We start from the raw sequence: 26895 nt of genomic DNA, 5'->3' as shown, positions 1-26895 counted from the left end.
GCGCTGGTTGGCCTCCACCAAAGCAGTGACCGTGTGCGGGGTGTGCCCTGGTAGGTGCCAACCTTGGTTGGCACGAACGTGTCTGCGTGCACTGAATCAACAGCGCCAACCAAGGTTGGCCTCTACCAAAGCAGTGACCGTGCGCGGGTTGTGCGCTGGTTGGCCTCCACCAAAGCAGTGACCGTGTGCGGGTTGTGCGCTGGTGGGTGCCAACCCTGGTTGGCACGGACGTGTCCGCGTTCGCTCAATCAACGGCGCCAATCAAGGTTGGCTTCTACCAAAGCGAAGCCAGCGCCAAACGCACACACAAAAACGGCGGGGATCATTGATCCCCGCCGTTTCGTTTTCACGCGATCAAGGAGCGATCAGTTCGCCGGCGGCGTGCGCTTGGCGGCCTCTTCGTCTTCTTCATCGGTCTTGGCTTCTGCAGCCTGGGCCGCAGCGTCGGCATGGCCATCGGCGACCGGGTCGATCGACGGCGTCACCACCGCTTCGGCGACCGGGGCAGCGGCCTCGATCGGCGCGGCTTCCACCGCCACCGGAGCGACCGGCTGTTCGGCGGCCACGACGGGCTCGACGACCGGCGTGGGTTCAACCACCGGCGCGGCCTCAACGGCCACCGGCTTGGCTTCAACCGCCGCAGCGGCTTCAACGATCTCTGGCTTGGCTTCAACGACCGGCGCAGCCTCGACCGCCGCCGGCTTCGCTTCGATCACCGGAGCGGCTTCAACCACCGGGGCGGCTTCAACCGCGATCGGCTTTGCTTCGGTCACCGGCGCAATGGCTTCGGTCACCGGCGCGGCAGCGGCTACCGGCTGGGCCGGGGTCGCGGCGTCGATGGCATCGAGCATGCTGGTCTGCACCGGCGAGGACACCGCTTCGGTCTTCGCAGCAGCTTCGACCGGGGCCTGCACTTCAGCCACGACCGGGGCGGCGGCTTCGACCACAGCGCTGCTCACCACGGCAACCGGTGCGGCGGCAACAGCGGCGGCAGCACGGACCGGCTTTGCGGCGTCGGCAGCGGCCGGTTCGGCTTCGTCATCGAAGTCGAACTCCGGCTGCGAACGGGCCGGCTGCGCAGCAGCGACCGGCGCAGTGCCGGCAGTGCTGTCGACGCTCGGCTCGGCGCCGTCGGCGTCATCACCGTCGTCACCATCGTCCTGGTCATCGCCCAGAGCGTCGCTGCCGGCGGCGTTCTCGGCGCCACCGCGACGACGGCGACGGCCACCGCGACGGCCGCGACGACGGCGGGTCGCGCCTTCGCCGGTCTGCTCGCCATTGGCGTCGGTTGCAGCCTCTTCACCGGCAACCGCAACCACATCGGTCTCGCTGGCGGCGTTGGCAGTGGTGTCGACCGGTGCTGCGGCTTCGGCCGGAGCGGCGGCCACCGGCGCAACCGGTGCGGTCGCTTCCTGCGCGGTCACCGTATTGGCGGCGACCGCCGTGGCGGCCACGGCTGCAGCCGCGGTCACGGCTTCGGCCGGTGCTTCGGCGGCGTTGCGCTGCGGCTTCTCGGCCGGCTTGTCACCGTCCTGCTGCGGGCGCGGCTGCTTCGGCTGCTTCAGCTTCGGCTGCTGCGGGTTCTGGCCCTGCTGCTCGTTGCGCGGCTTGTTCTGCTGCTGCGGCTGCTGCTGGCCATCCTTCTGCTGCGGCTCCTTCTGCTTGCCCTGCTGCGGCTGCTGCTGGGCATTGCCGTTGTTACCGTTGCGGCCGTCCTTGCTGCGCTGCTCACCGCGCTCCTTGCGGTTGCCGCCGTCCTTCTGCTGCTGCGCGTTGCCGTTGCCGCCGTTGCCACGGTTGTCGTCGCGACGGTCCTTGCGGTCCTTGTTGCGATCCTTGTTGCGGTCCTTGCGGCCGCCGTCCTGCTGCTGACGGGCGACCGGAGCCGCCGGTGCCGGTGCCGGCGCCGGTTCGCCACCGAACACGCGCTTGAGCCAACCGATCACGCCGCCGCTCGGGGCCGCTGCAACCGGCGCTGCCACGACCGGGGCCGGTGCCGCTGCGGCCGGCTCCACTTCCTCGCGCACCGGAGCGGGGGAGGTGTGCTTGACTTGGGTCACGGCCGGCGGCGGGATGTTCAACTGGCCCTTGGTCAGGGCGTGCACCGGCAGCTTGCGCGGGGTGCCGCGCTGGTAGCTGGGCTTGTTGCTCTCTTCACCCAGCTCGTTCTCACGCAGGCGGGTGACGGTGTAGTGCGGGGTGTGCAGCTGCTCGTCGGCGACGATCACGATCGGCGCCTCGTGGCGCTGCTCGATCTCACGCAGGGCGCTGCGCTTTTCGTTCAACAGGTAGTTGGCGATCTCCACCGGGGCCTGCACCAGCACCTGCCCGGTGTTCTCCTTCATCGCATGCTCTTCGGCGACGCGGATGATCGACAGCGACAGCGACTCGACGCTGCGCATGCGGCCGTGGCCGTCGCAACGCGGGCAGACGATCTGGCTGGACTCGCCCAGGCTCGGGCGCAGGCGCTGGCGGCTCATTTCCAACAGGCCGAAGCGCGAGATGCGGCCGACCTGCACGCGCGCACGGTCGTACTTCAGCGCGTTGGCCAGGCGGTTCTCGACCTCACGCTGGTGCTTGTTGGAGGCCATGTCGATGAAATCGATCACCACCAGGCCGCCCAGGTCACGCAGACGCAGCTGGCGGGCCACTTCCTCGGCCGCTTCCAGGTTGGTCTGGAAGGCGGTGTCCTCGATGTCGCTGCCCTTGGTGGCGCGCGAGGAGTTCACGTCGACGGCGGTCAGCGCTTCGGTCTGGTCGACCACGATCGAGCCGCCCGACGGCAGGCGCACGTTGCGCTCGTAGGCGCCTTCGATCTGCGATTCGATCTGGAAGCGGTTGAACAGCGGGATGTCGTCCTTGTAATGCTTGAGCTTGCGCAGGGTCTGCGGCATCACCTGCTGCATGAACTCGCGGGCGTGCTCGTACATCTCCTCGGTGTCCACCAGGATCTCGCCGATGTCGGCGCGCAGGTAGTCACGCAGGGCGCGCACGATCAGGCGCGATTCCTGGTAGATCAGGAACGGGGCCGGCTTGCTCAATGCGGCTTCGGCGATGGCGCGCCAGACGTTGAGCAGGTAATCCAGATCCCACTGCAGCTCTTCCGCATCGCGGCCGACGCCGGCGGTACGGATGATCACGCCCATGTCGTCGGGGATGTTCAGCTTGTCCAGGGCGTCCTTCAGGGCGGCCCGGTCTTCGCCCTCGATGCGACGGGAGACACCGCCGGCGCTGGGCGAGTTCGGCATCAGCACCATGTAGCGGCCGGCCAGCGAGATGAACGTGGTCAGGGCGGCGCCCTTGTTGCCACGCTCTTCCTTGTCCACCTGGACAACGATCTCCTGGCCTTCCTTCAGCAGTTCGCGGATGCCGGCCTTGTTGTGGTCGACACCGGCCTGGAAGTAATCGCGGGAGATTTCCTTCAGCGGCAGGAAGCCATGGCGGCCGCCACCGTATTCAACGAAGGCCGCTTCCAGCGAGGGCTCGATGCGGAAGATCCGGCCCTTGTAGATGTTGGACTTCTTCTGTTCCTTCGACGGCTGCTCGATGTCGATGTCATACAACGACTGGCCATCCACGATGGCAACACGCAGCTCTTCAGCCTGCGTGGCGTTGATCAGCATTCGCTTCATTGTTGCGTTCCTCGCAAGCGGCTACCGCGCGGAACGCCATGGGGTTTCGCCTCTGGACACGGTTCGCCGCCCATTCGCGCAAGCGCGGGGAGGGCGGCTTGGGTTTCCAGCGCTACGACACCACGGCAGGCCGCGGGAGCGCTTCACTCTTATGGGTTTTGGGGTGTTACAGGCCGCAGGCAGCTGTCAGCCAGGCTGGAGCGCCACGCGGGACATGTTCAGCACGGTTGCGTGTCAGGCATCCGGCGATGGCCGGGAAGGCCGGTGAGCCGCTAACATGGCCGCCCCGCGGGCGGTGGTCGCGCACTGTGCCGGATTCGTCGGAAGCTGGGCTTCTGGCCCTGAGTAACTTCCAACGAAATCAATCCCTTATCTCGCCCCCCGAGTGTAACAGAATAAACAGCCTGATGACTGCCCAAGACCCCACCAAACCCGCTGGCGACAAGCCTTCCGTGCGCATGATCACCGTTCCCGCCGACCGTGCCGGCCAGCGCCTGGACAACTTCCTGCTCGGCCAGCTGAAGGGTGCCCCGCGCAGCCTGGTCTACAAGCTGGTGCGCAGCGGCCAGGTACGGGTGAATGGTGGCCGCGCCAAGGCCGAACGCAAGCTCGAGGCGGGTGATGAGGTGCGTGTGCCGCCGGTCCGTCTCACCGAAGAGGGAGACAAGGCCGGTCCGCCGGAGGCGTTCTTGCGCCGCCTGGAGCAGGCCATCGTCTTCGAGGATGCCCGCCTGCTGGCCCTGAACAAGCCCACTGGCGTGGCCAGCCATGGCGGCAGCGGCATCAGTTTCGGTGCCATCGAGACCCTGCGGGCCCTGCGCCCGGGCCAGACCCTCGAGCTGGTCCACCGGTTGGATCGCGACACCTCGGGCCTGCTGATCGTGGCCAAGAAGCGCTCCGCGCTGAGCGAGCTGCAGGCGCTGCTGCGTGAAGATCACGGCGCCGGCATCCGCAAGCGCTACCTGACCCTGCTGGCCGGGCGCATGCCCGACGGCGTGATGACGGTCGATGCGCCGCTGCACGTGGGCTTGCGCCAGGGCGGCGAGCGCCATGTGCAGGTCAATGCGATCGGCAAGGAATCGATCAGCCACTTCCGTGTGCTGGAGCGTCGCGGCGGTCATTCCTACTGCGAAGTCCGCATCGAGACCGGCCGTACCCACCAGATCCGCGTGCATGCCCAGCATCTGGGGCATCCGGTGGCCGGAGACGACAAATACGGCGATCCTGCGGTCAACAAGCGGCTTCGTGAGCAGATCGGGCTGAAGCGTCTGTTCCTGCACGCGGCCTCGCTGGAGTTCGCGCTGGACGACGGCAAGAGCCCGTACGTGCTGAACGCACCGCTGGCCGATGAGCTGGTCGATGCGCTGGACCGGCTGCGCTGACGGCGGTTCGGCGGCGCCGGGTGCTTGGTCGGCGCCGTCGCTTCCCTGCGATGAGTGGGCTTGTCACTTTCTTTGCTCGTGCAAAGAAAGTAACCAAAGAAACACGCCGCCATCCGCGAGCCGGCGCTGCGCGCCGGTGCCCTGCACTCCTCGGTCCGCCGAGGGGCGGCGCGGAACTCGCTGCGCTCAGACACCCGCGCCTCTTCGCCCTCGCCGGACCTGCGGTGCTCGGCTCGCTACAAGGCGGACCAGACAGCCGCAGCGTAGACCCATACCCGCACGCAGCCTTTGTAGAGTCGAGCGACGCTCGACTCGCGCGCGCAGCGCGGGCTTCGCTTTCTCATTCTTTCATCGCGTGGCTGGCACGCACGGAAAAATGACGGGGCACGGGCGGGGGGCGGCTTGCAGGGGTGTCCGCCGCATGGATGCGGCGGCCAAGCCTCCATGGATGGATTCACGGCATCCCCTGCAAGCCGCCCCCGCCCGTGACCTCTCGATGCTGCGAGACGTACCAGCCGCGAGGGGGCTCAGCCCGTTGGCCGCAAACCCCTCACCACTTGAACAGTACCAGGCTGATCGCCAGCGTGCCCATGCCCGCCACCAGTCCGTACACCGTCTCGTGGCCCTTGGCATAGCGCTTGGCCGCCGGCAGCAGTTCATCCAGCGCCAGGAACACCATCACGCCGGCGATCAGCCCGAACACCCAGCCGAAGGTGGCGTGCGACAGCGACCCGGACAGCAGCCAGTAGCCCAGCGCCGCACCCACCGGTTCGGCCAGGCCGGACAGAAGGCTGGCACTGAACGCGTAGAACTTGTTCTGGGTGGCGAAGTACACCGGCACCGCAATGGCGATGCCCTCGGGGATGTTGTGGATGGCGATGGCGAAGGCCAGCGGCATGCCCACCGACGGGCTTTCCAGCGTCGCGAAGAAGGTTGCCAACCCTTCCGGGAAGTTGTGCGCGGTGATCGCGACCGAGGTCAGCAGGGCGACGCGCTTCAGATACTCGCGGCTGTTCTCGCGGAACGCCGGGTCCTGCTTGTCCAGGCTGTCATGCGGGTTGGGGATGAAGTGGTCGATCAGCACGATCACGATCACGCCCAGCAGGAAGGCCAGAGTGCCGTAGGTGAAGCCGGTGCGCTCGCCATAGGCCAGTGCGAACGAGGCAATGGACTTGTTGAGGATTTCCGACAGCGACACATAGACCATCGCACCGCCGGCGAAGGCCAGGCCGAAGGCCAGCAGGCGCGGGTTGGGGCGGCGCGAGAACAGCACCAGCAGGCTGCCGATGGCGGTGGCCAGGCCGGCCGCGAGGGTGACCGCCAGTGCGATCCAGACATTTTCGGGGGGAATCTGCAGCATGTACCGACGCGGTCCTGGTCAACAGACAACCGCCCCGGATGAACCCGGGGCGGGGAGGGCGAGGCGGGCGTCGGCTGGCCTCGTCGGGGAGTGCGCGATCAGCCGCCGCGGCGCAGGCGTTCTTCGATGGCGAAGCACTGGTCCGGCTTCGGCTGCGGCGGGTTGAAGCTCACCGGCACCTGGATCGTGGCCGGCACGGGCTGGCCGTTGCGGGTGGCGGCATTGAACTGCCAGCCCTGTACGGCGGTCCTGGCCAGCTCGTCCAGCTGGGGGTTGCCGGCGCCGGTCAGCAGCGCAACCTCGCTCGGCTTGCCGTCGGTGCCGATGGTCACCTTGAAGGTACTGGTGCCACCCACGCCCATGCAGGCCAGTTCCAGCGGATACTGCGGCGGCGGTGTCTTCACCGCAGCCACTTCGGTGGGCGGCGGCGGTGGTGGTGCCGCTGGTTCGGACGCGCCACAGCCGGCCAGGCCGGTCGCAGCGATCAGGGACAGGCTCAGCAAACGTACGTTCATGGCAGTTGCTCCGTCAGGGCCGAAGTCTTCGCCGCACAGATGAAGTCGTTCTCGCTCAGGCCGCCCACATCGTGGGTGGAGAAGCGCACGACCGCGCGATCGTAGTGCACGCCCAGGTCCGGATGGTGGTCCTCGCGATGGGCGATCCAGGCCAGCGCGTTCACGAAGGCCATGGTGGCGTAGTAATCCTTGAAGCGGAAGGTGCGCGACAGGGCCTGGCCGCCCTCGCTCAGCTCCCAGCCGGGAATCTGCGGCAGCAGTTCGGCCAGGCGGGCTTCGCCAAGCTTGTGATCGCTGCCTTTGCGCGGCACGCAACGGGCCTGGGCCAGTGGAATCAGGTCGGCCATGGGAATCTCCACCTCGTGTTGACTGAACAATGCGCCGGACGGTGTATAAACCGAATGAGCGGTTGACGCTTACTTGGCTAGAATAGCCTGATGATCCAGATCTCCGACACTGCCCAGACCCATTTCCGCAAGCTGATCGAACGCGAGGGCGTGCCCGGCATGGGCGTGCGCTTGAGTGCGGTCGAGCCCGGCACCCCGCGCGCCGATGCCCGGCTGGAGTTCGCCGAACCGACCGACCTGCTCGGTGACGAGTGGGCGGTGGACTGCGATGGCTTCACCCTCTACGTCGATGCGAGCAGCGTCGGCTGGCTCGATGGCGCCGAGATCGACATCGTCGCCGGCACCGCCGGTACCCAGCAGTTGACCATCAAGGCGCCGCGCATCAAGGGCGAGGCCCCCGGCGATGCCGCTTCGCTGGTCGAGCGCGTGCACTGGGTGGTGGAAAACGAAGTCAATCCGCAGCTGGCCTCGCATGGCGGCAAGGTGGCCGTGCAGGAAGTCTCGTCCGACGGCGTGGTGCTGCTTCGCTTCGGTGGTGGCTGCCAGGGCTGTGGCATGGCCGACGTGACGCTCAAGCAGGGCATCGAGAAGACCCTGATGGGCCGCGTGCCGGGCGTGACCGCCGTGCGCGACGCGACCGACCATGACAGCGGCCACGCGCCGTATATCCCGCGCGGCAACGTCGCCTGACCGCTGACGCGTGCCTCTGACCCGGGCCGAGCAACTCATCGAACTGCTGCTGGCCCGCCAGCAGCCACGCGCCGTCCTCGAGAAGTCCACGCGCCTGCCCTATGGCTGGGCGCTGTGGCTGCGCTCGCTGGGCCCGCTGCCGCGGCCGTTCCACGCCCGCGAAGTGATTGCGGTATTGCTGCCGCGCCCGCTGCCTGGACCGCCGGGCCAATCACCCCGGCTGTCGCCGTGGCAGGCGTTGCGCCGGTTGTTCTGGCAGGACTGGGACGCTGCGCCGCGCGATCAGCGCTGGATGCGCTGGACCTCGGCGTTGGCCAGCGCGCTGCTGCACCTGCTGTTCTTCATGCTGCTGCTGTGGGTTGCGGTGATCCGCACCACGGCACCGGAAGCAGAGGGCGCCGAAGGCGAGCGTGTGCAGGTGGAATTCGTCGGCCGCGCCTCCCAGGAGGGCGGAGGCGATCAGCCGGGTGCCGAGGCGGCTGCGGCTGCACCGGCCGGCCAGGTTGCCGCCGGCCAGGCAGCAGGGGCCGCGACTGCACCTGAGCCGCGTCCTGCGGCCGCGTCGGCGCCTGCCCCTGCACCGGCTCCAGCACCGACAGCCAGCGTGCCGTCGCCGCCGGCCGAAGCCGAGCCGGCCCCGCTTGCGGCCCCGCCACCCTCGCCGGTGCAGGCCACCGAAGTGGCGCAGGCCAGCACGGATTTCGTGGTGCCGCCGATCAGCGTGCCGCGCACCGAGGTCAGCATCGTGCCGCGTGACACCACGCCCACGGTGCGCGAGCGCAGCGTGCAGCCGGTGCAGGCGCCGCCAACCCCAACCGCGATGCGTGCGCCGCAGATCGCGGTGCGGACGCCGCAGCTGCGTGACATCCCGGTGCAGGAGCGCGAAGTCAGTACGGTCGATGCACCGGTGGTGTCGCAGCCACTGCGCACGGCCGATGTGCAGGTGCGCGTGCCGCAGCGGGACGTACAGGTGCGCGAGCGTGAAGTGCAGGCGGTGGTCGATCCGCAGGTGCGGATGGCGACCGTCGCCGGTCGTGAACCGGCAGTGCATGCGCCGGCGGGTCGTGACGTACAGGTGCGCGAGCGCGAAGTAGCCTCGGCACCGGTGGCAGCCCCTTCGTCTTCCAGTGGCAATGCACCCGCGGCAGCGCCCGCGCCGGCGGCCAATGGCAGCGCGACGCAGGCCAGCAGCAACACTGCGCGGCCTGCTGCATCCAGCACGACCCCGGCCCAGGCCGGAGCGCGCCCGGCCCCCAATCCGGGCAACTGGGCCACGCCCGCCAAGGGCGATGACTGGGGTGCATCGAGCCGCAACCAGGACGGCGCCGACAAGGGCGCCCGCCACGCCAGTACCAGCGGCAAGGGCAGTGGCCTGTTCAATGCCGATGGCAGCGTCCGCGTGCCGGGCCAGGAAGGCGAGGGGCGTGCCGAGCGCGGTGCCCCCGGTGGTGCCAACGATGGCTGGAGCAAGGAACGCATCGCGCAATCGGGCACCTGGCTGAAGCGACCGCCGTACGACTACACGCCTACCTCGTTCGACAAGTACTGGGTGCCGCAGGAATCGCTGCTGGCCGAGTGGGTGCGCAAGGGCGTCAAGGCTATGGAGATTCCGTTGCCAGGTACCAGTACGAAGATCTCCTGCGTGATCTCGATTCTGCAGGCCGGCGGTGGCTGCGGACTGACCAATCCGAACATGCAGGACCAGCCAGCGGTGGCACGACCGCCGCCGGACATCCCCTTCAAGAAAGAGCTGCAGGAAGACAACGGGAGCCGCTAACGGCTCCCGTTGTCCACGCATGTTTCCTTATCCCCGCGCCGTTGGCGCGCCCCCTTGAACAACAAGGGGGCTTTTCGATGGACCCATCGCGGGATGTGACGGCCATGCTGGCGCGCTTTGGTAGGTGCCAACCTTGGTTGGCACAGAAGCGCCGACCAGGGTCGGCATCTACCGGAGCACGTGCGCCGACCAGGGGCAGCCTCTACCTGGGCGATGACCTCACGCGCTCTGCGACAGGAATACCCAGAACGGCACGTCTCCGCCAACCTGCTGGCCGGCTCGCGCTTTGGTAGGTGCCAACCTTGGTTGGCACAGAAGCGCCGACCAAGGTCGGCATCTACCAGGGCATCGACCTCACGCGCTCTGCGACAGAAACACCCAGAACGGCACGTCTCCGCCAACCTGCTGGCCGGCCCGCGCTTTGGTAGGTGCCAACCTTGGTTGGCACAGAAGCGCCGACCAAGGTCGGCATCTACCGGATGCACGTGCGCCGACCAGGGGCGGCCTCTACCTGGGTGGTGACCTCACGCGCTCTGCGACAGAAACACCCAGAACGGCACGTCGCGGCCAACCCAGTCGCGGCTGGCTTCGTCCATCACGTCCAGCAACGTGTCGAAATCCTTCTGCGTGGAGGCGCGCAACGTGTCCACGTCGGCCAGGAACAGCGCGTAGCCGTTGGCCGGCAGCCACTGCAGGTCGCGCAGGTTGTCCGACAGCGCATCCCAGTTGCCGCCGAAGCCGGCAGGGAAATCCAGTTGCGCGGCCAGCCGGGCCAGCAGGGTGCGCTTGTCGGCCACGCCTTCCAGGTCGATGCGGATCACCTTCAGCCCGGCATCGCGCATCGCCGCGGCCAGTGCGCCGATGTCGTCGCTGTCGATGGCGTAAACGCCGGCATTGTTGATGTCATGCAGGCCGAGGCCGAAATCATCGTGGCTCATCACTGCGCTCCCTGGGCCGGTACGGTGAAGCTGCGGAACGATGCGTAGTGGTCGTCGGTGTAGTACCACGCCTCCGGCGGATCGCCGCCGGTGACGATGCGGCGAGCGCCACGGGTGCGCGCACCGGGGGTGTCGACGGTGTATTCGCGGTAGTAGCCGCGCGGGCGCTGCGGCAGCTGCTGCTCGCGGTTGCCGAAGGTGCTGCCGTCCTGGCGGTGCGGGAACGGGCCGCCACGCTGGATCAGGGCGATGGTCTGCCGGGCTTCAGCGGGCAGGAATGCGGGCAGGCTGCTGTCGTTGCCGGTTGCGGGCGTGGCCGTGGCCGGCGCGCGCGCGGCAGGCGCACCCTGCAGGTCCGGCGCGAACTGCGGCGCCGGCGGGCGCTGCATGAAATGGTTGGCGACCAGGCCGAGCAGCAGCAGGGCGATGGCGGTGATCAGCAGCCGGGGGTTGCGCATGGGCAGGGGCGGGCGAGGATGGTGCGGGCACTGTAGCGCCTGTGCGCTGCACGGTGCATGAGGACGCCGTCGCGTCACTGCTGCGTAACAATTGCCGTCATGCTCACTGGCAGGACGCAATTTCCTTTACATCCCCCTTGGTAATCTGGCGGTCTGTCCCCATCATTCACCGCGCAACGCCCGACACCGTCGGGTGCCCTCGCAATCAGGAGATGCATCATGGCCTATACCCTGCCCAAGCTGTCCTACGCCTACGACGCGCTGGAACCGCATATCGATGCGGCGACGATGGAAATCCATCACACCAAGCATCACCAGACCTACATCAACAACGTCAACGCGGCGCTGGAAGGCACCGAGTACGCTGACCTGCCGGTCGAAGAACTGGTGAAGAAGCTCAAGTCGCTGCCGGAGAACCTGCAGGGTCCGGTGCGCAACAATGGTGGCGGCCATGCCAACCACTCGCTGTTCTGGACCGTGATGGCTCCGAATGCTGGCGGCAACCCGGTGGGCGACGTGGCCAAGGCCATCGACAAGGACCTGGGCGGCTTCGACAAGTTCAAGGACGCCTTCACCAAGGCGGCGCTGACCCGTTTCGGCAGCGGCTGGGCGTGGCTGAGCGTGACCCCGGACAAGAAGGTCGTGGTCGAGAGCACCGGCAACCAGGACAGCCCGCTGATGGAAGGCAACACCCCCATCCTCGGCCTGGACGTGTGGGAACACGCGTACTACCTGAAGTACCAGAACCGTCGTCCGGAATACATCGGCGCGTTCTTCAACGTCATCGACTGGAACGAAGTCGAGCGCCGTTACCAGGAAGCTATCGCCTGATCGCGGTAACGGGATGAACTGAGAAGGCCGGGGGAGACCCCGGCCTTTTCTGTTGCAGGAGTCATTCGGTAGTGCCGGCCGCTGGCCGGCAATCGTGTGGTACCCGAGGAGCCGGCCAGCGGCCGGCACTGCCTACTCGGCCTTGGCCGTATCACCCTGCAGCCGCAGGGTGGCCATCACGCCCAGGCGCAGGCCGGGCAGGTCGCCGTCGGCTGGCAGCAGGATCGGCTGCTGGCGGATGCCGCCGAAGTGCTTGACCTGGAACAGCACATCCAGGCCATGGCCACTGCTGCCACCGCCACCGGCTGCAGGCGCCTCGGCGCGGCCGCCGGGATTGCGCCGGGCCGGCTGGAAGCCGGGCGTGCTGCGCACCAGTTCCACCGTGTTGGCGGAGAAATCGCCTGCGATCAGGCTGGGCATGCCCTCGGCGGTGGCGCCGATCCAGGTCATCAGGTCGCTGGTCTGATGCTGGCGGGCGGTGGCCTCGTCCGGGTCCGGGCGCAGCCGTGCCACATAGATGTTGACCAGTGCCTCGCCCAACTTCAGCCGCATCATGCCGGCGGCGCTGAAGGTGCCGGGTGGGTGCAGCAGGGTCACGCCATCCTCGCTGACCGGCAGCCGGGTCAGCATCGCGTTGCCATGCCGCAACGGCTGGCTGGGCGGATCGGCGGTAACGAAGTCGCAGCTGTAGCGCAGCCGGCTGGCCAGCCAGCAGGCCGGATTGCGGCCCTGCTGCTGCAGCACCTGCTGCACCGAGATCACGTCCGGCTGCAGGTCGGTCAGCAACTGTGCGACCTGCTCACGGCGCAACTTCCATTGCGCGTCATCGCGGCTGGGCAGTTCCAGCGCGGCCACGGTGAGTTGCCGGGGCTCGCTCTCGCTGGCGGCGGTGGCCGTTGCCTGCGGCCGCGCCTGTGCCTGCAACGCCATCAGCAGCACCAGGCAACTGAGCAGGAGACGGGCGGGGGCGAGGGGGCGCATAACGATAAGTTTACGCTTTTGTCGTGCAGGTGCCGTGACTTCCGGCACGGAGTGTCGCTGCCTGCCATGGATTGGCACCGTTGTCATGCAGCCCTGCAGCGTGCTTCGCAAGCCCTGCTTCCGGTAATCTTGCGCCTTTCGCTTTGCAGGATTGCCTTACAGGATGAGCCACGACGCAGTTGCCCCCATCGCCGGCCAGGGAAAGATGCCGCGCCAGATCCCGTACATCATCGGCAATGAGGCCTGCGAGCGGTTCAGTTTCTACGGGATGCGCAACATCCTGGTGCAGTTCCTGATCACCTCGCTGCTGCTGCAGGAAATCACTGCGGAAGGCCGTGCCGGTGAAGCCAAGGACATCATGCACAGCTTCATGATCGGCGTGTATTTCTTCCCGCTGCTCGGTGGCTGGCTGGCCGACAGGTTCTTCGGCAAGTACCACACCATCCTCTGGTTCAGCCTGGTCTACTGCGCCGGCCATCTGTGCCTGGCGCTGTTCGAGAACAGCCGCGAGGGCTTCTTCCTCGGACTGGGCCTGATCGCGCTCGGTGCCGGTGGCATCAAGCCGCTGGTGGCCTCGTTCATGGGCGACCAGTTCGACCAGAGCAACAAGCACCTGGCCAAGATCGTCTTCGACGCCTTCTACTGGATCATCAACTTCGGCTCGCTGTTCGCCTCGCTGCTGATCCCGCTGGTGCTGAAGAACTGGGGCCCGCAGTGGGCGTTCGGCATCCCGGGCATCCTGATGTTCATCGCCACCTTCGTGTTCTGGCTGGGCCGCAAGCGCTACGTGCTGGTGCCGCTGCCGCCGAAGGATCCGCATTCGTTCGCCAACGTGGTGCGTACCGCACTGACCACGCGCGTGGCCGGCCAGGGCCGTCCGGGCCTGGTGATCGCCGTGCTCGGCCTGGTGCTGGCAGTGGCCTCGTTCGGCCTGGTTGGCTCGTTGGGCATTGTCATCTGTCTGTGCCTGGCGCTGGTCTCGATCCTGGCCGGTATCGGCGGTGGCACCTGGCTGCAGCTCGATCGCGCCCGTGGCCAGCATCCGGCCGAAGCCGTCGAAGGCGTGCGCTCGGTGCTGCGGGTGCTGGTGATCTTCGCGCTGACCACGCCGTTTTTCTCGCTGTTCGACCAGAAGGCCTCGACCTGGGTCCTGCAGGGCCAGCAGATGCAGATGCCGAGCTGGTTCACCGCCTCGCAGATGCAGGCACTGAACCCGCTGCTGGTGATGATCCTGATTCCGTTCAACAACCTGGTGCTGTACCCGGCCCTGCGCCGCTTCGGCTTCGAGCCGACCGCGCTGCGCCGCATGACCGCCGGCATCGCCTTCAGCGGTCTGGCCTGGATCGTGGTCGGCGGCATCCAGGTGGTGATGGACGGGGGCAACGCCATGTCGATCTTCTGGCAGATGCTGCCGTATGCGCTGCTGACCTTCGGTGAGGTGCTGGTCTCGGCCACCGGCTTGGAGTTCGCCTACAGCCAGGCGCCGCAGGCGATGAAGGGCGTGGTGATGAGCTTCTGGAACCTGACCACCACCATCGGCAACCTGTGGGTGCTGCTGTCCAACGCGGCTGTGCGCAACGATGCGGTGACCCACAAGATCGCCAGTACGGGCCTGAGCGAGGCGGCGTTCCTGATGTTCTTCTTCGCCGGTTTCGCCTTCGTCGCGGCGTTGGCCTTCGGTTGGTACGCGAAACGCTATCGTATGGTCGACAACTACCGTAGCGCCTGAGCCTGACATGACCCCCGTCAATCTGCTGTTGATCGCCATCACCGCCATCCTGTCGTGGATGGCGTTCAACAACCGCAAGCTGGCCGACCGCCTGATCCTGTGGCCGCCGGCCATCGACCGTCACCGCCAGTACGACCGGCTGGTGACCTATGGCTTCATCCACGCCGACTGGTCGCACCTGATCTTCAACATGATCACCCTGTTCTTCTTCGGGGGATTCATCGAGAGCGTGATGGTGCAGCTGACCGGCAGCTACCTGACCTACCCGGCGTTCTACATCGGTGCGCTGCTGGTCTCGATCCTGCCCAGCTACCTGAAGAACCAGAAGAACCCGAACTATCTCAGCCTGGGTGCGTCCGGTGCGGTGTCGGCGGTGCTGTTCGCCTTCATCCTGATCAAGCCGTGGTCGATCATCCTGGTGTTCTTCATCCCGGCGCCGGCCATCGTCTACGCCGCGTTCTACGTCGGCTACAGCATCTGGATGGACAAGCGCGGCGGTGACCGCATCAACCACAGCGCGCACCTGGCAGGCGCGGCGTTCGGCGTGATCTTCATGCTGGCCATGCAGCCGAGCATCTTCACTCACTTCCTGCGCGAACTCTCTAACCCGACCTTCCGCCTCGGCGGCGGTTGATGACGGGAGCGGGGCGGATCGGCAGCGATCCGCCCCGCTGTTTCAGAGCGTGGGCTGCTGACCGTAGGTATCCAGCAGGCGGGCGAACACTTCTTCGCCGATGCGCTGGAAATCCTGGTCCTGGGTCTGCCCCTCCACCGCCAGTTGCAGCAGGCCCTCCAGCAGGGCGCGGTCGGTATCTGAATGGGAATCGCTGGGGTGCATCGGAGCCTCCGCGGTGGTGCGCATGATCAACGGTCGCAAGGGCCGTGCCAGCCTGGCCGTACCCCTCCACAGGCGATAGCGGCCGCCAGCGCTCCAGCTTGAGGGTCGCAAACTGACGTGAATGGAACGGACTTGCCCCTGTTCAGGCTTCACGCGATCATGGCGCCCGGCTGCGCACCATCCACGCAGTCGCCGCAGGAGACAGTTCCATGGCTTCGGTCACGCCCCCCGGTCTGGCCTACGAGGTCGAACACGACCTGGCCAACCATCGCTTCACCGCCCGTGTGCGCGGACAGCTGGCGGTGCTGGACTACCAGATCAAACGCAGGCGCATGGTCATCACGCATACCGAGGTGCCCGAGCCGATTGCCGGCCGAGGCATCGCCGGTGAGCTGACCCGTGTGGCGCTGCGTTTTGCCCGTGAGCAGAAGTACAAGGTGGTGCCGGCGTGTTCCTACGCCGAGGCCTTCCTGCAGCGGCATGAGGAGTACCACGACCTGCTCGTTGGCTGAATGCCAGCGGGCCACGCTTCAGCCATGGCAGGCGATGATGTACAAACATGAACAGGGGATCCCGATGAAGATTGGAAACAACCGGCCATTGCACGGCAGCGTGCTGGCCGGCGTGGTGGGCGTGCTGTTGCTGGCCGGTTGCCAGCGTGAAAGCGAGCCGGCACCGGCGACCGACGCGGCGCCCGCCGCCGAAGCCACCGCCGCAGGCGAAACGCCGGTCACGGAAGCGCCGCTGGACCTGCGCGACGTGATCGAGAACAACGAACGCGAAGTGGTGGGTATCAGCTACCCGGCCGGCATCGACCGCTACCCGGGCCTGGCCCGCGCGCTGCAGAGCTATGCGACGAGTGCGCGCAGTGACCTGCAACAGGCGCTGGACGGGCTGGGCAATGACAAGCCGACCATGCCGTACGAGCTGTCGCTGAGCTTCGAGAAGCTGCTGGAAACCCCGCAGCTGGTGGTGGTCAGTGCCGATGGCAGCCGCTACACCGGTGGCGCCCATGGCGAACCGCTGGTGGCCCGATTCGTGTGGCTGCCGCAGCATCAGCAGATGCTCAGCGCCGAAAAGCTGGTGGCCGATGCCAAGGGCTGGAAGGCGATCAGCGATTTCGTCGCCGACCAGCTGCGTGAACGCGTGGCCACCCGCCTCAGCGGTGAGGACATGGATCCGGCCCAGCTGCAGGAATCGCTGCGCAACGCATCGCGCATGATTGCCGACGGCACCGGCCCGCAGGCCGACAATTTCAGCCAGTTCCAGCCGCTGACCGACGACAAGGGGCAGATCACCGCGCTGCGCTTTGTTTTCCCGCCGTACCAGGTGGGTCCATACTCGGACGGCACCCAGACCGCCGATGTACCGGCGGCGGTGCTGTTGCCGCACGTGGCCAAGGACTACGTGGAGCTGTTCGCACGCGGTTGACCGCAGTCGAGGAGGTGGCGTGGATACAGGGTTGCAGGAGCGGGTCGCCGGCCTGCTGCAGGAAGCCGGGGTCCGCATCGGCGGTACCCAGCCACAGGATATCCAGGTGCATGACCCGCGCTTCTTCGCGCGGGTCATGGCGCACGGCTCGCTTGGCCTCGGCGAGAGCTACATGGACGGTTGGTGGGATGCCAACGTCCTGGACGACTTCCTTGTCCACCTGATGCAGGCGCACCTGGACGAACGGGTGCACGGTTGGCGCGAAGTGGCCGATGCACTGAAGGCGCGCCTGTTCAACCTGCAGGTGGGGCAGGGCAGCTACGAGGTGGGCCGCCGCCACTACGATCTCGGCAATGATCTCTACCAGGCCATGCTGGGCCAGCGCCTGGTCTATAGCTGTGGCTACTGGCGCAATGCCGGCGATCTCGACGCCGCGCAGGAAGCCAAGCTTGACCTGGTCTGCCGCAAGCTGGGCCTGCGCCCGGGGCAGCGTGTGCTGGACATTGGCTGTGGCTGGGGCGAAGCCCTGAAGTTCGCCGCCGAGCGCTACGGTGTCAGTGGCGTCGGCGTGACCATTTCGCAGGAGCAGGCCGAGTTCGCGCGCGAACTGTGCGCCGGCCTGCCGATCGAGATCCGCCTGCAGGACTACCGTGAACTGGACGAGCCGTTCGATGCGATTTTCTCGATCGGCATGTTCGAACACGTCGGCGACAAGAACTACGCCAGCTTCTTCGAGGTGGCCCGGCGCTGCCTGTCGCCACGCGGCCTGCTGCTGTTGCACAGCATCGGCACCAACATCTCCCGGCACCGCACCGATCCGTGGATTGCGCGCTACATCTTCCCCAACTCGATGCTGCCATCGGCGGTGCAGATCACCAAGGCGTTCGAGGGCCGCTTCGTGCTGGAGGACTGGCACAACTTCGGCACCGATTACGACCTGACCCTGCAGGCCTGGCGGCGCAACGTGGAAGCGGCGTGGCCGCGGCTGGATGCGCGCTACGACGAGCACTTCCGGCGCATGTGGCGCTTCTACCTGGCCGGGTCGATGGCCACCTTCCGTTGCCGGCACGCGCAGCTGTGGCAGCTGGTGCTGTCGCCGGAAGGCGTGCCGGGTGGGTACGTGGCGCCACGCTGACAGCCAGTAGATCCACGCCATGCGTGGATGGACGATGCCGGGGTTCATGGCCCGGAAGGATCGTGCCGACCAACGGTCGGCACCCACCAGTAGATCCACGCCATGCGTGGATGCTTCAACAAAAAACCGCCCGGTCTCCCGGGCGGTTTTCGTTTCAGGCTACCGCGCGGGCGATCAGTTGCCGGCGCCGGTCAGGCCACGCTTTTCCAGCAGCGGTTCGATCTGCGGCTCGTGGCCGGCGAAATCGCGGAACAGCTGCATCGCGTCCACGCTGCCGCCCTTGGACAGCAGGGTGGCGCGGAAGTGGTCGCCGTTCTTGCGGCTCAGGCCGCCGTTGTCCTTGAACCACTTCTGGGTGTTGGCGTCGAGCACTTCCGACCAGATGTAGGCGTAGTAGCCGGCCGAGTAGCCGCCCATGATGTGGCTGAAGTACGGGGTCTTGTAGCGGGGCGGGACCGGCGCGTAGTAGATGCCGTCCTTCTCCAGCGCGGCGCGCTCGAAGGCCATCACGTCCTTGGCGGCCGGCACCTGGTCGGCGCCGATCTGGTGCCAGCGCTGATCAAGCATGGCCGCACCCAGGTACTCGGTGGTGGCGAAGCCCTGGTTGAACTTGGCAGCGGCCAGCACCTTGTCCAGCAGTGCCTGCGGCATCGCCGAACCATTCTGGTAGTGCTTGGCGTAGTTCTTCAGGATGACCGGATTATCCGACCACATTTCGTTGACCTGCGAGGGGAACTCGACGAAGTCACGCGGCACCGAAGTGCCCGAGAAGTACGGGTACTTCACGTTGGAGAACATGCCGTGCAGGGCGTGGCCGAACTCGTGGAAGGTGGTGTTCACCTCGTCCCAGGTCAGCAGGGTCGGCTGGCCGGCCGGCGGCTTCGGGATGTTCAGGTGGTTGGCGACCACCGGCTTGAAGCCGGTCAGCTTGGACTGCGAGACGTAGGAGTTCATCCACGCACCGCCGCGCTTGGAGGCGCGTGCATACGGGTCGAAGATGAAGATCGCCAGCTGGCTGCCGTCAGCGTCGAACACGTCGTAGACGGTGACGTCATCGTGGTAGACCGGCAGGTCGGTGCGCTGCTTGAAGGTCAGGCCGAATTCCTGGCCGGCGGCGTAGAACACGCCGTTCTCCAGCACGTTCTTCATCTCGAAGTACGGCTTCAGCTGCGATTCGTCGAAGTTGTACTTGGCCTGGCGCACCTTCTCGCTGTAGAAGGCCCAGTCCCACGGTTCCAGCTGGAAGGTCGGCTTGCGCGCGGCCTTCTGTTCCTTGTCGATCATCGCCTGCAGGTCGGCGGCTTCGCGTTTGGCGTTGGCCACGGCGGCCGGAGCCAGCTTGCCGAGCATTGCGTTGACCGCTTCCGGGGTCTTGGCGGTCTGGTTGGTCAGGTTGTAGGCGGCGAAGTTCGGGAAGCCCATCAGCTTGGCCTTGTCGGCACGCAGCTGCATGATGCGCGAGACCAGCGCGGTGTTGTCGAACTCACCGCCGCGGCTGCCGCGGGTGGTCGAGGCTTCGTAGATCTTCTGGCGCAGGGCGCGGTTGGCCAGGTTGGTCAGCGGCGGCTGGCCGGTGGTGTTGAGCAGGGTGATCACGTACTTGCCTTCCAGGCCACGAGCCTTGGCGGCTTCGGCGGCGGCGGCGATCTGCTCCTTGGACAGGCCGTCCAGCTCCTTGACGTCGTCGACGGTGATCGCCGAAGCGTTCACTTCCGACTGCACGTTCTGGCTGAACTTGGTGCCCAGGTTGGCCAGCTCGGCGTTCATCGCCTTCAGCGTGGCCTTGTCAGCCTCGGACAGCTTGGCGCCGGCGCGCACGTAGTTGTCGTAGTACTTCTCGACCAGGCGCACGCCTTCGGCGTCCAGGCCCAGCTGGCTGCGGGTGTCGTACAGCGCCTGGATGCGGGCGAACAGCTTGCCGTTCAGCGCGATCGCATCGCTGTGCGCGGCGAACTTCGCCGAGTAGTCGGCCTGCAGCTTCTTGCGGGTGTCGTTGGTATCGGCGCCTACCAGGCTGAAGAACACGGTGGTCGCACGGTCGAGGATGTCACCGCTCTTTTCCAGGGCGATGATGGTGTTGTCGAAGGTCGGCTTGGCCTTGTTGTTGGCGATCGCCTCCACTTCCTTCAGCTGCTGCGCCATGCCGGAGTCGAAGGCCGGGGCGAAGTCGCTGTCCTTGATCTTGTCGAACTGCGGGAAATGCAGCGGCAGCGGGCTTTCGGCGAAGAACGGATTGGCCTGCTGGGCATGGGTGCTGGCAGCCGGGGTGGCGGCGCCGGCCGAGAAGGCGGGCAGGGCAAGGCCGAGGGACATGGCCACGGCAAGGGCAAGGCGAGTGGTCAAGGTAGGAACTCCGGTAAGGCAAACAAGGGCCCGAGGGTAACCCGGCCGGCGGCGCCCGCACTTGTGTCAAAAGGCATGTTGCCGGGGCTGGGCGCGGGTACCATGCATTCACCGCCCACGGCCCGCTGCCATGACCACTGCCTACGACTTCAGCTTCCGCGACCTCGACGGCCAGCCGCAGGCCCTGACCCGGTACCAGGGGCACCCGATGCTGCTGGTCAATGTCGCCAGCCGCTGTGGCTTCACCCCGCAGTACACCGGGCTGGAACAGCTGTGGCAGGAGTATCGCGAGCGTGGCCTGGTGGTGATCGGGTTCCCATGCAACCAGTTCGGTGCACAGGAGCCCGGCGACGCCGCGCAGATCCGCCAGTTCTGTTCGCTGGACTACCCGGTCAGCTTCCCGCTGTCGGAGAAGATCGAGGTCAACGGCGAGGGGGCTGATCCGTTGTGGGCATGGCTGTCACGCGAGAAGCGCGGCCTGCTGGGTAGCGCCCGCATCAAGTGGAATTTCAGCAAGTTCCTGGTCGACCGCCAGGGGCAGGTGGTGTCGCGGCATGCGCCTACCACCAGGCCGGAGCAGCTGCGCGGCGAGATCGAAGCGCTGCTGTGAGATGAACCCCAAAAGGGGACGGAGGGGATTAAGTCGTTTGTGCACAAACGACTTAATCCCCCTCCGTCCCCTTTTTGCTTACTTCTCGACGAACGCGCGCTCGAACACGTAGTGGCCCGGCTGGCCGATACGCGGCGAGACCTGGAAGCCACGGGCATCGAGCACGCTGCGCAGGTCGGCCAGCATCTGCGGGCTGCCGCAGATCATCGCGCGGTCGTTCTCCGGGCTCAGCTCCGGCAGGCCGAGGGTGCGCTGCATCTCGCCGCTTTCCATCAGCTGGGTCAGGCGGCCCTGGTTGGCGAACGGCTCGCGGGTGACGGCCGGGTAGTACAGCAGCTTGTCGCCGATCATCTCGCCGAGGAATTCATGCTCACGCAGTTCCTTCTCGAAGTAATCGCGGTAGGCCAGGTCCTTCTCGTAGCGCACGCCGTGGCAGAGGATCACCTTCTCGAAGCGCTCGTAGGTTTCCGGGTCCTTGATGACCGACAGCCACGGCGCCATGCCGGTGCCGGTGCCCAGCAGGTACAGGTTCTTGCCGGGGTGCAGATCGCTGATCAGCAGGGTGCCGGTGGGCTTCTTGCCGACCAGCACCTTGTCACCCGGCTTGATGTGCTGCAGGCGCGAGGTCAGCGGGCCGTCCTGCACCTTGATGCTGAAGAACTCCAGGTGCTCTTCCCAGTTGGCGCTGGCGATGGAATACGCGCGCAGCAGCGGCCGCGCCTCGGTTTCCAGGCCGATCATCACGAACTGGCCGTTCTCGAAGCGGAAACCGCTGTCGCGGGTGAGGGTGAAGCTGAAGTAGGCATCGGTCCAGTGGCGGACCTCAAGCACCGTTTCGGCGCCAAAAGCGGAGGACATGGGCGTATCTATCGGAAGTCGTCGGGGGTGATTCTATCTCAAATGAGACAGGTTCTCATTAGGCGGAACGAGAGGCGTTCTCAGCGGTAGCCGGCCGCCTGCAGCTCGAACAGCTCGGCGTAGCGGCCGCCCTGTGCCATCAGCTGCTCATGGGTGCCGCTGGCCTCGATCCGGCCATCGGCCAGCACCAGGATGCGATCGGCCATGCGTACCGAGGAGAAACGGTGGGAAATCAGCACTGCGGTGCGATTATCCGCCAGTTCCCTGAACCGCTGGAACACCTCGAACTCACTGCGCGCATCCAGCGCTGCTGTTGGCTCATCCAGGATCATCACCTGCGCATTGCGCATCCATGCGCGGGCGATGGCGATCTTCTGCCATTGGCCGCCGGACAGGTCCACGCCCTGCTTGAAGCGGCGGCCGATCAGCTGGTCGTAGCCGCCGGGCAGGTCGTCGATCACTTCCTCGGCCATGCCGCGCCGCGCGGCGTCGGCGATGCGTGCCTGATCGTCCATCGCCTCGACCTGGCCGACGCCGATGTTCTCGCCGGCGCTGAGGTTGTAGCGCACGAAGTCCTGGAAGATCACCCCGAGGTTGGCGCGCAGGTCGTCCAGGTCGTAGTCGCGCAGGTCGCGGCCATCGAGCAGGATGCGGCCCTCGTCCGGTTCGTACAGCCGCGCCAGCAGCTTCACCAGTGTGGTCTTGCCAGCGCCGTTCTCACCGACCAGCGCCAGTACTTCGCCGGCCTGCAGCTGGAAATCAAGGTGGCGCACCGCCCATTGCTCGGCATCCGGGTAGCGGAAGCCGACGTTCTCGAACACGAAGCCCTGGCGGATCGGCTGCGGCACGCGCACTGCACCTTCGCGCGAGTGGATTTCCGGCTGGATCTGGAAGAACGAGAACAGGTCATCCAGGTACAGCGCCTGGCTGGCCACCTGCGAGAACCCGATCAGCAGGCCTTCCAGCAGCTGGCGCAGGCGCAGGAAGCTGCCGGCGAGGAAGGTCAGGTCGCCGATCGAAAAATCGCCGCGCACCGTGCGCCACGCGATGTAGGCGTAGGCGGTGTAGTAACCCAGCGTGCCCAGTGCGGCCAGCAGCGTGCCCCAGAACGCACGCCGCCGGGCCAGTGCCCGGTTGGCCTGGAAGAGTGCTACAGACAACCTGCGATAGCGCTCCACCAGGAAGCGGTGCAGGTTGTAGATCTTCACTTCCTTGGCCGTTTCCACGCTGGCGCCGAGCTGGCGCAGGTAGTCGAGCTGGCGGCGCTCGGGCGTCCACTGGAAGTTGAGGCTGTAGCCGGCCGCGTTGAAGTGCGATTCGCCGATGAAGGCCGGCACCAGTGCCAGCGCCAGCAGGAGGATCAGCCACGGCGCGTAGACCAGCAGGCCGATGGCGAGGCTGGCCACGGTGATCGCGTCCTGTACCTGGCCGAACAACTGGCTCATCAGGTTCATCCGGCCCATGGTCTGGCGCCGCGCACGGTCCAGCTTGTCCTGCAGGTCCGGGTCCTCGAAGTCCTCCAGATCCAGCGTTGCCGCGTGTTCCATCAGCCGGATGCTGGTGACGTTGGCGAACAGTTCCGAGAGCAGGGCATCGGCGTAGCTGACCAGCCGGCCGAGCAGATCCGAGGCGATGGCCAGGCCGAATTCCAGCGCCAGCAGGCCCAGCAGCGAATTCAGTATGCCGCTGGACAGTGCTTCGCCCAGCGGCGGGAAGCCAGCGTCGTGCTGGCTCAGGTGCAGGGCGCTGTCGATGATCAGCTTGCCGACGTAGAGCATCGCCACCGGCAGCAGCGCACGGATCAGGCGCAGCCCCAGGCTGGCCAGGGTGAGCGCGGGGCTGGTCTGCCAGACCATGCGCAGGAACGGCGGCAGGTTGCGCATCGCCTTGAAGCGCTGGCGCAGGCTGGGTTTCTTCGCGGCGGCAGCGCCAGCGGTGGGGGAAGCAGGCATGTGCGTATTGTGCGCGCCTGATGCGTGCAGATGGGGTCAGGGCAGCCGTGTGGCCGCGCCGGGGTCAGATCCCTTTGCGGCGCAAAGGGCTCTGACCCCACAAGGGAGTGCGGCAATGGGTGGCATTAACGCGGCTGGATCAGACCATCCAGTAGCTCGGGATAGCTCGAAAACCAATAGCGCAAGGCATCGTCATTCAGCCCATCAGCGCCTGTCCAGAACGAAATGGGGTAACCCCAATCCGACGAATGGTGCTTTCGAGGTGCGGTTTCCGCATTGACGAATGCCTGAGCCAGGCCTTGATGTGCCCCGGATTGAAGAATTCCCGCATGACCCAAGGCAGTAAGCAAGCCACGTGCCTCATAGACGCTCATTTGCACCCCAGGAATTCTGCGGATGCTGCGTTGTAGTGTGTTGGGCGTGTCGTCTGCACTAGTGTTTCTGATTTCCTGGAGAATTCTTGACAACTTGGTCAGGCTACTGGGAGTACGCCTTGGTGTCCTGGAGTGTTCAATCAAGAAGTGCGTCAGGTGAGTTGGTGAATTCCCTACCATGCAGCCGGCCTGAAAGCGGATGGCGTTTATGAAGGTTGGGTCGACGGTAACCTCCCTGAACTCTCCGCAGATATTGCAGACGACGCCGTCATCGCTTGCGAAGGTGTGAGCGGGGAAGTTGATCATGAAGGAGTAGGCCGATAGACCTGCTCTGAGCGACGGTGAATTTTCAGCTACGCCCAAGATGAAGTTGTCCACAACATGATCTTTCAGGATCTTGCTGAAGACGTTCATTAAATCCCCTATTGCAGTGTCGTGATCGACCCGGAACTTGGGTGCAAAAAGGTCATGAAGCGACAGCAGGCGGAGCACGTCGTCTGGTTTGGGGTCGTCCGATTGGTAATAGTCACGCAGCGCTTTCAGCACGGGGGTGGGCAGTTTTCCCATAGCGACGTTCTTGTGGGTTCTCGGCTACGACTACCACTGTTCATTGGAATTGAGGCATGGGCAACAGTGTTGCCCATGCCTCATTCGGCTTACGGCAGCGGCGGCAGCAGCCCGGCGCCCAGCCGGTTCCAGGCATTGATCACCGCGATGCCCATGCTCAGGTCGCTGATGCCCTTCTCATCGAAGTGCGGTGCCAGTGCATCGAACGCCGCCTGTGACGGTGCACCGTCGGTCAGCCGGGTCAGTGCCTCGGCCCAGCCCAGCGCCGCACGCTCGCGTGCATCGAAGAAACGGCTTTCGTGCCAGGCCGGCAGGGTATCGAGCTTGCGCGGCTCGATGCCGCCCTTGCGCAGCGTGGTGCCGTGCATGTCCATGCAGTAGCCGCAGCCGTTGAGCTGCGACACGCGCAGGAACACCAGTTCCATCAGGGTCGGATCGATCGAGCTGTCATGCACCGCCTGGCTGGTGGCCAGCAGGCCCTTGAAGGCTTCGGCGGCCAGGCGGGTGTATGGGACGCGGGGAGAGGCGTGGTCGGACATTTTCGGCTCCACGGCGGCCACGATGGCCGCCTTTCATTACAAGGACGCCGTTCCGTCCCTGTTCGTGACATCGAATGGTTGAAAGCGAAATGCCGACGAGCCAAGTACGACTCCAGATGCGCGTGCCGACCTCCTCAAAGACTCCTGTAGTGTCATCGAGCCGTGGTGCATCTCGCTCAGGTGAGAATCTGGAACTCGGCTGCTGACGTGAGAATCAACGCTTTCAATTGGTCAGTATCGGCTTTGATGAGCACGGGTAGAGTGTCCCATTCGCCATATTTTTCAGCAGGAACAAAGTTGCCCTTGACTACCACGAGCCTGACATCCGGACGGATCGTTGATAGTTGCCTTCTTGGCGGTGCCCAAGTTGATTCTTCATTCGGAAAAGGAAAAGAGGCGATTCTGGGCCAATCACCTCCTTCAATTCCGGTGCGAGTAGTCAGTACATCCATGAAGCTCTCCAACGTGGGAAGCTCGTAGTCACGGAGCATTCTGCCCTTTGAAATGAATGGAAGGATCGCTACGTCCGGATCTTGGTAAGTGCGCAAATAGCCAAAAACAAGCTCGAATTCATTGAGCGGTACGGCAAATACATCGCCGACGTTCACCTTGATCTTCTTTCTTGGCTTCTTGGGATTCATTGCCGTCAATTTCCTTTCCATTGCGCTGACAGATTGCCCAAGCCCAAGTCCGTATGTCTAATCGGAGAGTGCGCCTTGAATACTCGGCAGCTTTTCCGGATTCAACACGCTGTACACGTTGGCGATGCGGCCATCGACCACCTCGATGGTGGTGACCGAGTGCAGGCGATCACCGACAAAGCGCAGGATCGCCGGCTCGCCGTTGACGTAGCCCAGCTGCGCCGGGTGCACCGCGCCGCGGCGCGCGATGGCCCAGAACAGGCGGCCGATGCGTTCGGCGCCCAGCAGCGGGCGCACCGCTGCGGTGACCACGCCGCCACCGTCGGAGACCAGCAGCGCGTTGGCGTGCAGCAGGGCCTGGATCGCTTCGCTGTCGCCACGCTGGGAAGCGTCCATGAAGCGCGCCAGCAGTTGCCGGTGCTGGCTGGCGTCGGCGTTGAAGCGCGGCCGCCCGGCCTGCAGGCGCTGCCGGGCACGACGCACCAGCTGCCGGCAGTTGGCCTCGCTGTGGCCGATCAGCTCGGCGATCTCACGGTAATCGTGATCAAAGGCCTCCTTCAACAGGAACGCGGCGCGCTCCTCGGGGCCTAGCTGTTCAAGCAGGGTCAGGAAGGCGACCGAGACGTCGTCGGCCAGCGCGTGCAGCTGCGCCGGGCCGGGCGCCGGGTCGGGCTCCAGGGTGACCGCCAGTGGCTCGGCCAGCCACGGGCCGACGTAGTGCACGCGCTCGCGCTTGGCTGCGCGCAACCGGTCCAGGCCGAGCCGGGTGGTGGTGGTGACCAGCCAGGCTTCGGGGTCGCGGACGGCCGCCGGGTCGGCGCCGGACCAGCGCAACCAGGCATCCTGGACCACGTCTTCGGCGTCGGCGCGACTGCCGAGCAGGCGGTAGGCCAGCGCCATCAGGCGCGGACGGTGGGTCTGGAAAGCGGTTTCAGCGTTCATGTGGGCAAGGACGCCGCAGTGGCGC

The 26895-nt window shown here is 66.0% G+C and carries 25 protein-coding genes; 10 read left to right on the top strand and 15 right to left on the bottom strand.

What is annotated here, in order from left to right; all coding sequences use genetic code 11:
* Window positions 1-365: 365 nt before the first annotated feature.
* Window positions 366-3632 (bottom strand): Rne/Rng family ribonuclease, encoded by a 3267-nt coding sequence (locus ACZK33_RS15570; RefSeq protein ID WP_423175021.1) that lies wholly within the window; start codon window positions 3630-3632, stop codon window positions 366-368.
* A gap of 407 nt (window positions 3633-4039) precedes the next feature.
* On the opposite strand from ACZK33_RS15570, the gene ACZK33_RS15565 reads away from it, so the two are divergent.
* Window positions 4040-5014: an RluA family pseudouridine synthase gene (locus ACZK33_RS15565; protein ID WP_423175022.1), complete on the top strand. Its 975-nt coding sequence runs from the start codon at window positions 4040-4042 to the stop codon at window positions 5012-5014.
* Between the two features lie 550 nt (window positions 5015-5564).
* Here the strand turns inward: ACZK33_RS15565 and zupT are convergent.
* The 3 genes from zupT to ACZK33_RS15550 form a co-directional block, all read right to left on the bottom strand.
* Entirely contained in the window at window positions 5565-6374 is an 810-nt protein-coding gene (zupT, locus tag ACZK33_RS15560; RefSeq protein ID WP_201116816.1) for a zinc transporter ZupT, read from the bottom strand.
* Between the two features lie 98 nt (window positions 6375-6472).
* Window positions 6473-6889 carry an energy transducer TonB gene (locus ACZK33_RS15555; RefSeq protein WP_032129663.1) on the bottom strand — a complete coding sequence of 139 codons (417 nt, stop codon included), beginning with the start codon at window positions 6887-6889 and terminating at the stop codon, window positions 6473-6475.
* On the bottom strand, window positions 6886-7236 hold the full coding sequence (locus ACZK33_RS15550) for a 4a-hydroxytetrahydrobiopterin dehydratase (RefSeq protein ID WP_006456031.1): 351 nt from the start codon (window positions 7234-7236) through the stop codon (window positions 6886-6888). The genes ACZK33_RS15555 and ACZK33_RS15550 overlap by 4 nt, the downstream gene beginning before the upstream one ends.
* Window positions 7237-7326: 90 nt before the next feature.
* On the opposite strand from ACZK33_RS15550, the gene ACZK33_RS15545 reads away from it, so the two are divergent.
* Window positions 7327-7926 (top strand): NfuA family Fe-S biogenesis protein, encoded by a 600-nt coding sequence (locus tag ACZK33_RS15545; RefSeq protein WP_032129662.1) that lies wholly within the window; start codon window positions 7327-7329, stop codon window positions 7924-7926.
* A 10-nt stretch (window positions 7927-7936) separates the two neighbouring features.
* Complete coding sequence (locus ACZK33_RS15540; protein ID WP_423175023.1) at window positions 7937-9703, top strand: hypothetical protein; 1767 nt, start codon at window positions 7937-7939, stop codon at window positions 9701-9703.
* Between the two features lie 524 nt (window positions 9704-10227).
* On the opposite strand, the gene ACZK33_RS15535 is transcribed toward ACZK33_RS15540, so the two are convergent.
* Both ACZK33_RS15535 and ACZK33_RS15530 read right to left on the bottom strand, forming a co-directional pair.
* Window positions 10228-10641 (bottom strand): barstar family protein, encoded by a 414-nt coding sequence (locus ACZK33_RS15535; protein ID WP_032129660.1) that lies wholly within the window; start codon window positions 10639-10641, stop codon window positions 10228-10230.
* Window positions 10641-11099 carry a guanyl-specific ribonuclease gene (locus ACZK33_RS15530; protein ID WP_423175024.1) on the bottom strand — a complete coding sequence of 153 codons (459 nt, stop codon included), beginning with the start codon at window positions 11097-11099 and terminating at the stop codon, window positions 10641-10643. Before ACZK33_RS15530 ends, ACZK33_RS15535 begins: the two co-directional genes overlap by 1 nt.
* Before the next feature lie 219 nt (window positions 11100-11318).
* Between ACZK33_RS15530 and ACZK33_RS15525 the strand changes: the two genes are divergently transcribed.
* On the top strand, window positions 11319-11930 hold the full coding sequence (locus ACZK33_RS15525; protein WP_005410310.1) for a superoxide dismutase: 612 nt from the start codon (window positions 11319-11321) through the stop codon (window positions 11928-11930).
* A gap of 132 nt (window positions 11931-12062) precedes the next feature.
* Here the strand turns inward: ACZK33_RS15525 and ACZK33_RS15520 are convergent, their stop codons facing one another.
* Complete coding sequence (locus ACZK33_RS15520; protein ID WP_423175025.1) at window positions 12063-12911, bottom strand: endonuclease/exonuclease/phosphatase family protein; 849 nt, start codon at window positions 12909-12911, stop codon at window positions 12063-12065.
* A 163-nt stretch (window positions 12912-13074) separates the two neighbouring features.
* On the opposite strand from ACZK33_RS15520, the gene ACZK33_RS15515 reads away from it, so the two are divergent.
* Both ACZK33_RS15515 and ACZK33_RS15510 read left to right on the top strand, forming a co-directional pair.
* Window positions 13075-14640 carry a POT-type proton-dependent oligopeptide transporter gene (locus tag ACZK33_RS15515; protein ID WP_032129657.1) on the top strand — a complete coding sequence of 522 codons (1566 nt, stop codon included), beginning with the start codon at window positions 13075-13077 and terminating at the stop codon, window positions 14638-14640.
* A 7-nt stretch (window positions 14641-14647) separates the two neighbouring features.
* A complete protein-coding gene (locus ACZK33_RS15510) occupies window positions 14648-15274 on the top strand; it encodes a rhomboid family intramembrane serine protease (RefSeq protein WP_010486760.1) in 627 nt (208 codons plus the stop codon).
* Between the two features lie 42 nt (window positions 15275-15316).
* On the opposite strand, the gene ACZK33_RS15505 is transcribed toward ACZK33_RS15510, so the two are convergent.
* A complete protein-coding gene (locus ACZK33_RS15505; protein ID WP_165929939.1) occupies window positions 15317-15478 on the bottom strand; it encodes a hypothetical protein in 162 nt (53 codons plus the stop codon).
* Window positions 15479-15687: 209 nt separating this feature from the next.
* On the opposite strand from ACZK33_RS15505, the gene ACZK33_RS15500 reads away from it, so the two are divergent.
* The 3 genes from ACZK33_RS15500 to cfa are packed head-to-tail and all read left to right on the top strand — an operon-like array spanning window position 15688 to window position 18044.
* A complete protein-coding gene (locus ACZK33_RS15500) occupies window positions 15688-15990 on the top strand; it encodes a GNAT family N-acetyltransferase (protein ID WP_006455911.1) in 303 nt (100 codons plus the stop codon).
* 37 nt (window positions 15991-16027) lie between these two features.
* Complete coding sequence (locus tag ACZK33_RS15495; RefSeq protein WP_049421528.1) at window positions 16028-16909, top strand: DUF3298 and DUF4163 domain-containing protein; 882 nt, start codon at window positions 16028-16030, stop codon at window positions 16907-16909.
* 19 nt (window positions 16910-16928) lie between these two features.
* Complete coding sequence (gene cfa, locus ACZK33_RS15490; protein ID WP_423175026.1) at window positions 16929-18044, top strand: cyclopropane fatty acyl phospholipid synthase; 1116 nt, start codon at window positions 16929-16931, stop codon at window positions 18042-18044.
* Between the two features lie 174 nt (window positions 18045-18218).
* Here cfa and ACZK33_RS15485 read toward each other — a convergent pair whose 3' ends face one another.
* Entirely contained in the window at window positions 18219-20387 is a 2169-nt protein-coding gene (locus ACZK33_RS15485; RefSeq protein ID WP_423175027.1) for a M3 family metallopeptidase, read from the bottom strand.
* A 130-nt stretch (window positions 20388-20517) separates the two neighbouring features.
* Between ACZK33_RS15485 and ACZK33_RS15480 the strand changes: the two genes are divergently transcribed.
* A complete protein-coding gene (locus tag ACZK33_RS15480; protein WP_423175028.1) occupies window positions 20518-20997 on the top strand; it encodes a glutathione peroxidase in 480 nt (159 codons plus the stop codon).
* A 78-nt stretch (window positions 20998-21075) separates the two neighbouring features.
* Here ACZK33_RS15480 and ACZK33_RS15475 read toward each other — a convergent pair whose 3' ends face one another.
* The 6 genes from ACZK33_RS15475 to ACZK33_RS15450 all read right to left on the bottom strand — a co-directional run bounded on the left by ACZK33_RS15475 (window position 21076) and on the right by ACZK33_RS15450 (window position 26870).
* The gene (locus ACZK33_RS15475; RefSeq protein ID WP_046984352.1) at window positions 21076-21855 is read right to left on the bottom strand and encodes a ferredoxin--NADP reductase; all 780 of its coding nucleotides are present in this window, start codon (window positions 21853-21855) and stop codon (window positions 21076-21078) included.
* 80 nt (window positions 21856-21935) lie between these two features.
* The gene (locus tag ACZK33_RS15470; protein ID WP_423175029.1) at window positions 21936-23807 is read right to left on the bottom strand and encodes an ABC transporter ATP-binding protein; all 1872 of its coding nucleotides are present in this window, start codon (window positions 23805-23807) and stop codon (window positions 21936-21938) included.
* A gap of 125 nt (window positions 23808-23932) precedes the next feature.
* Complete coding sequence (locus tag ACZK33_RS15465; protein WP_368850385.1) at window positions 23933-24748, bottom strand: hypothetical protein; 816 nt, start codon at window positions 24746-24748, stop codon at window positions 23933-23935.
* A gap of 89 nt (window positions 24749-24837) precedes the next feature.
* A complete protein-coding gene (locus ACZK33_RS15460; RefSeq protein WP_423175030.1) occupies window positions 24838-25287 on the bottom strand; it encodes a carboxymuconolactone decarboxylase family protein in 450 nt (149 codons plus the stop codon).
* Window positions 25288-25463: 176 nt separating this feature from the next.
* On the bottom strand, window positions 25464-25928 hold the full coding sequence (locus ACZK33_RS15455; RefSeq protein ID WP_423175031.1) for a hypothetical protein: 465 nt from the start codon (window positions 25926-25928) through the stop codon (window positions 25464-25466).
* 57 nt (window positions 25929-25985) lie between these two features.
* Window positions 25986-26870 carry an RNA polymerase sigma-70 factor gene (locus ACZK33_RS15450; protein WP_423175032.1) on the bottom strand — a complete coding sequence of 295 codons (885 nt, stop codon included), beginning with the start codon at window positions 26868-26870 and terminating at the stop codon, window positions 25986-25988.
* Between the last annotated feature and the right edge of the window lie 25 nt (window positions 26871-26895).

This window comes from Stenotrophomonas sp. 86156_Sma (assembly GCF_056481625.1).
Note: the sequence above shows the minus strand (reverse complement) of the source record. Positions and strands in the feature narration are given on the sequence as shown.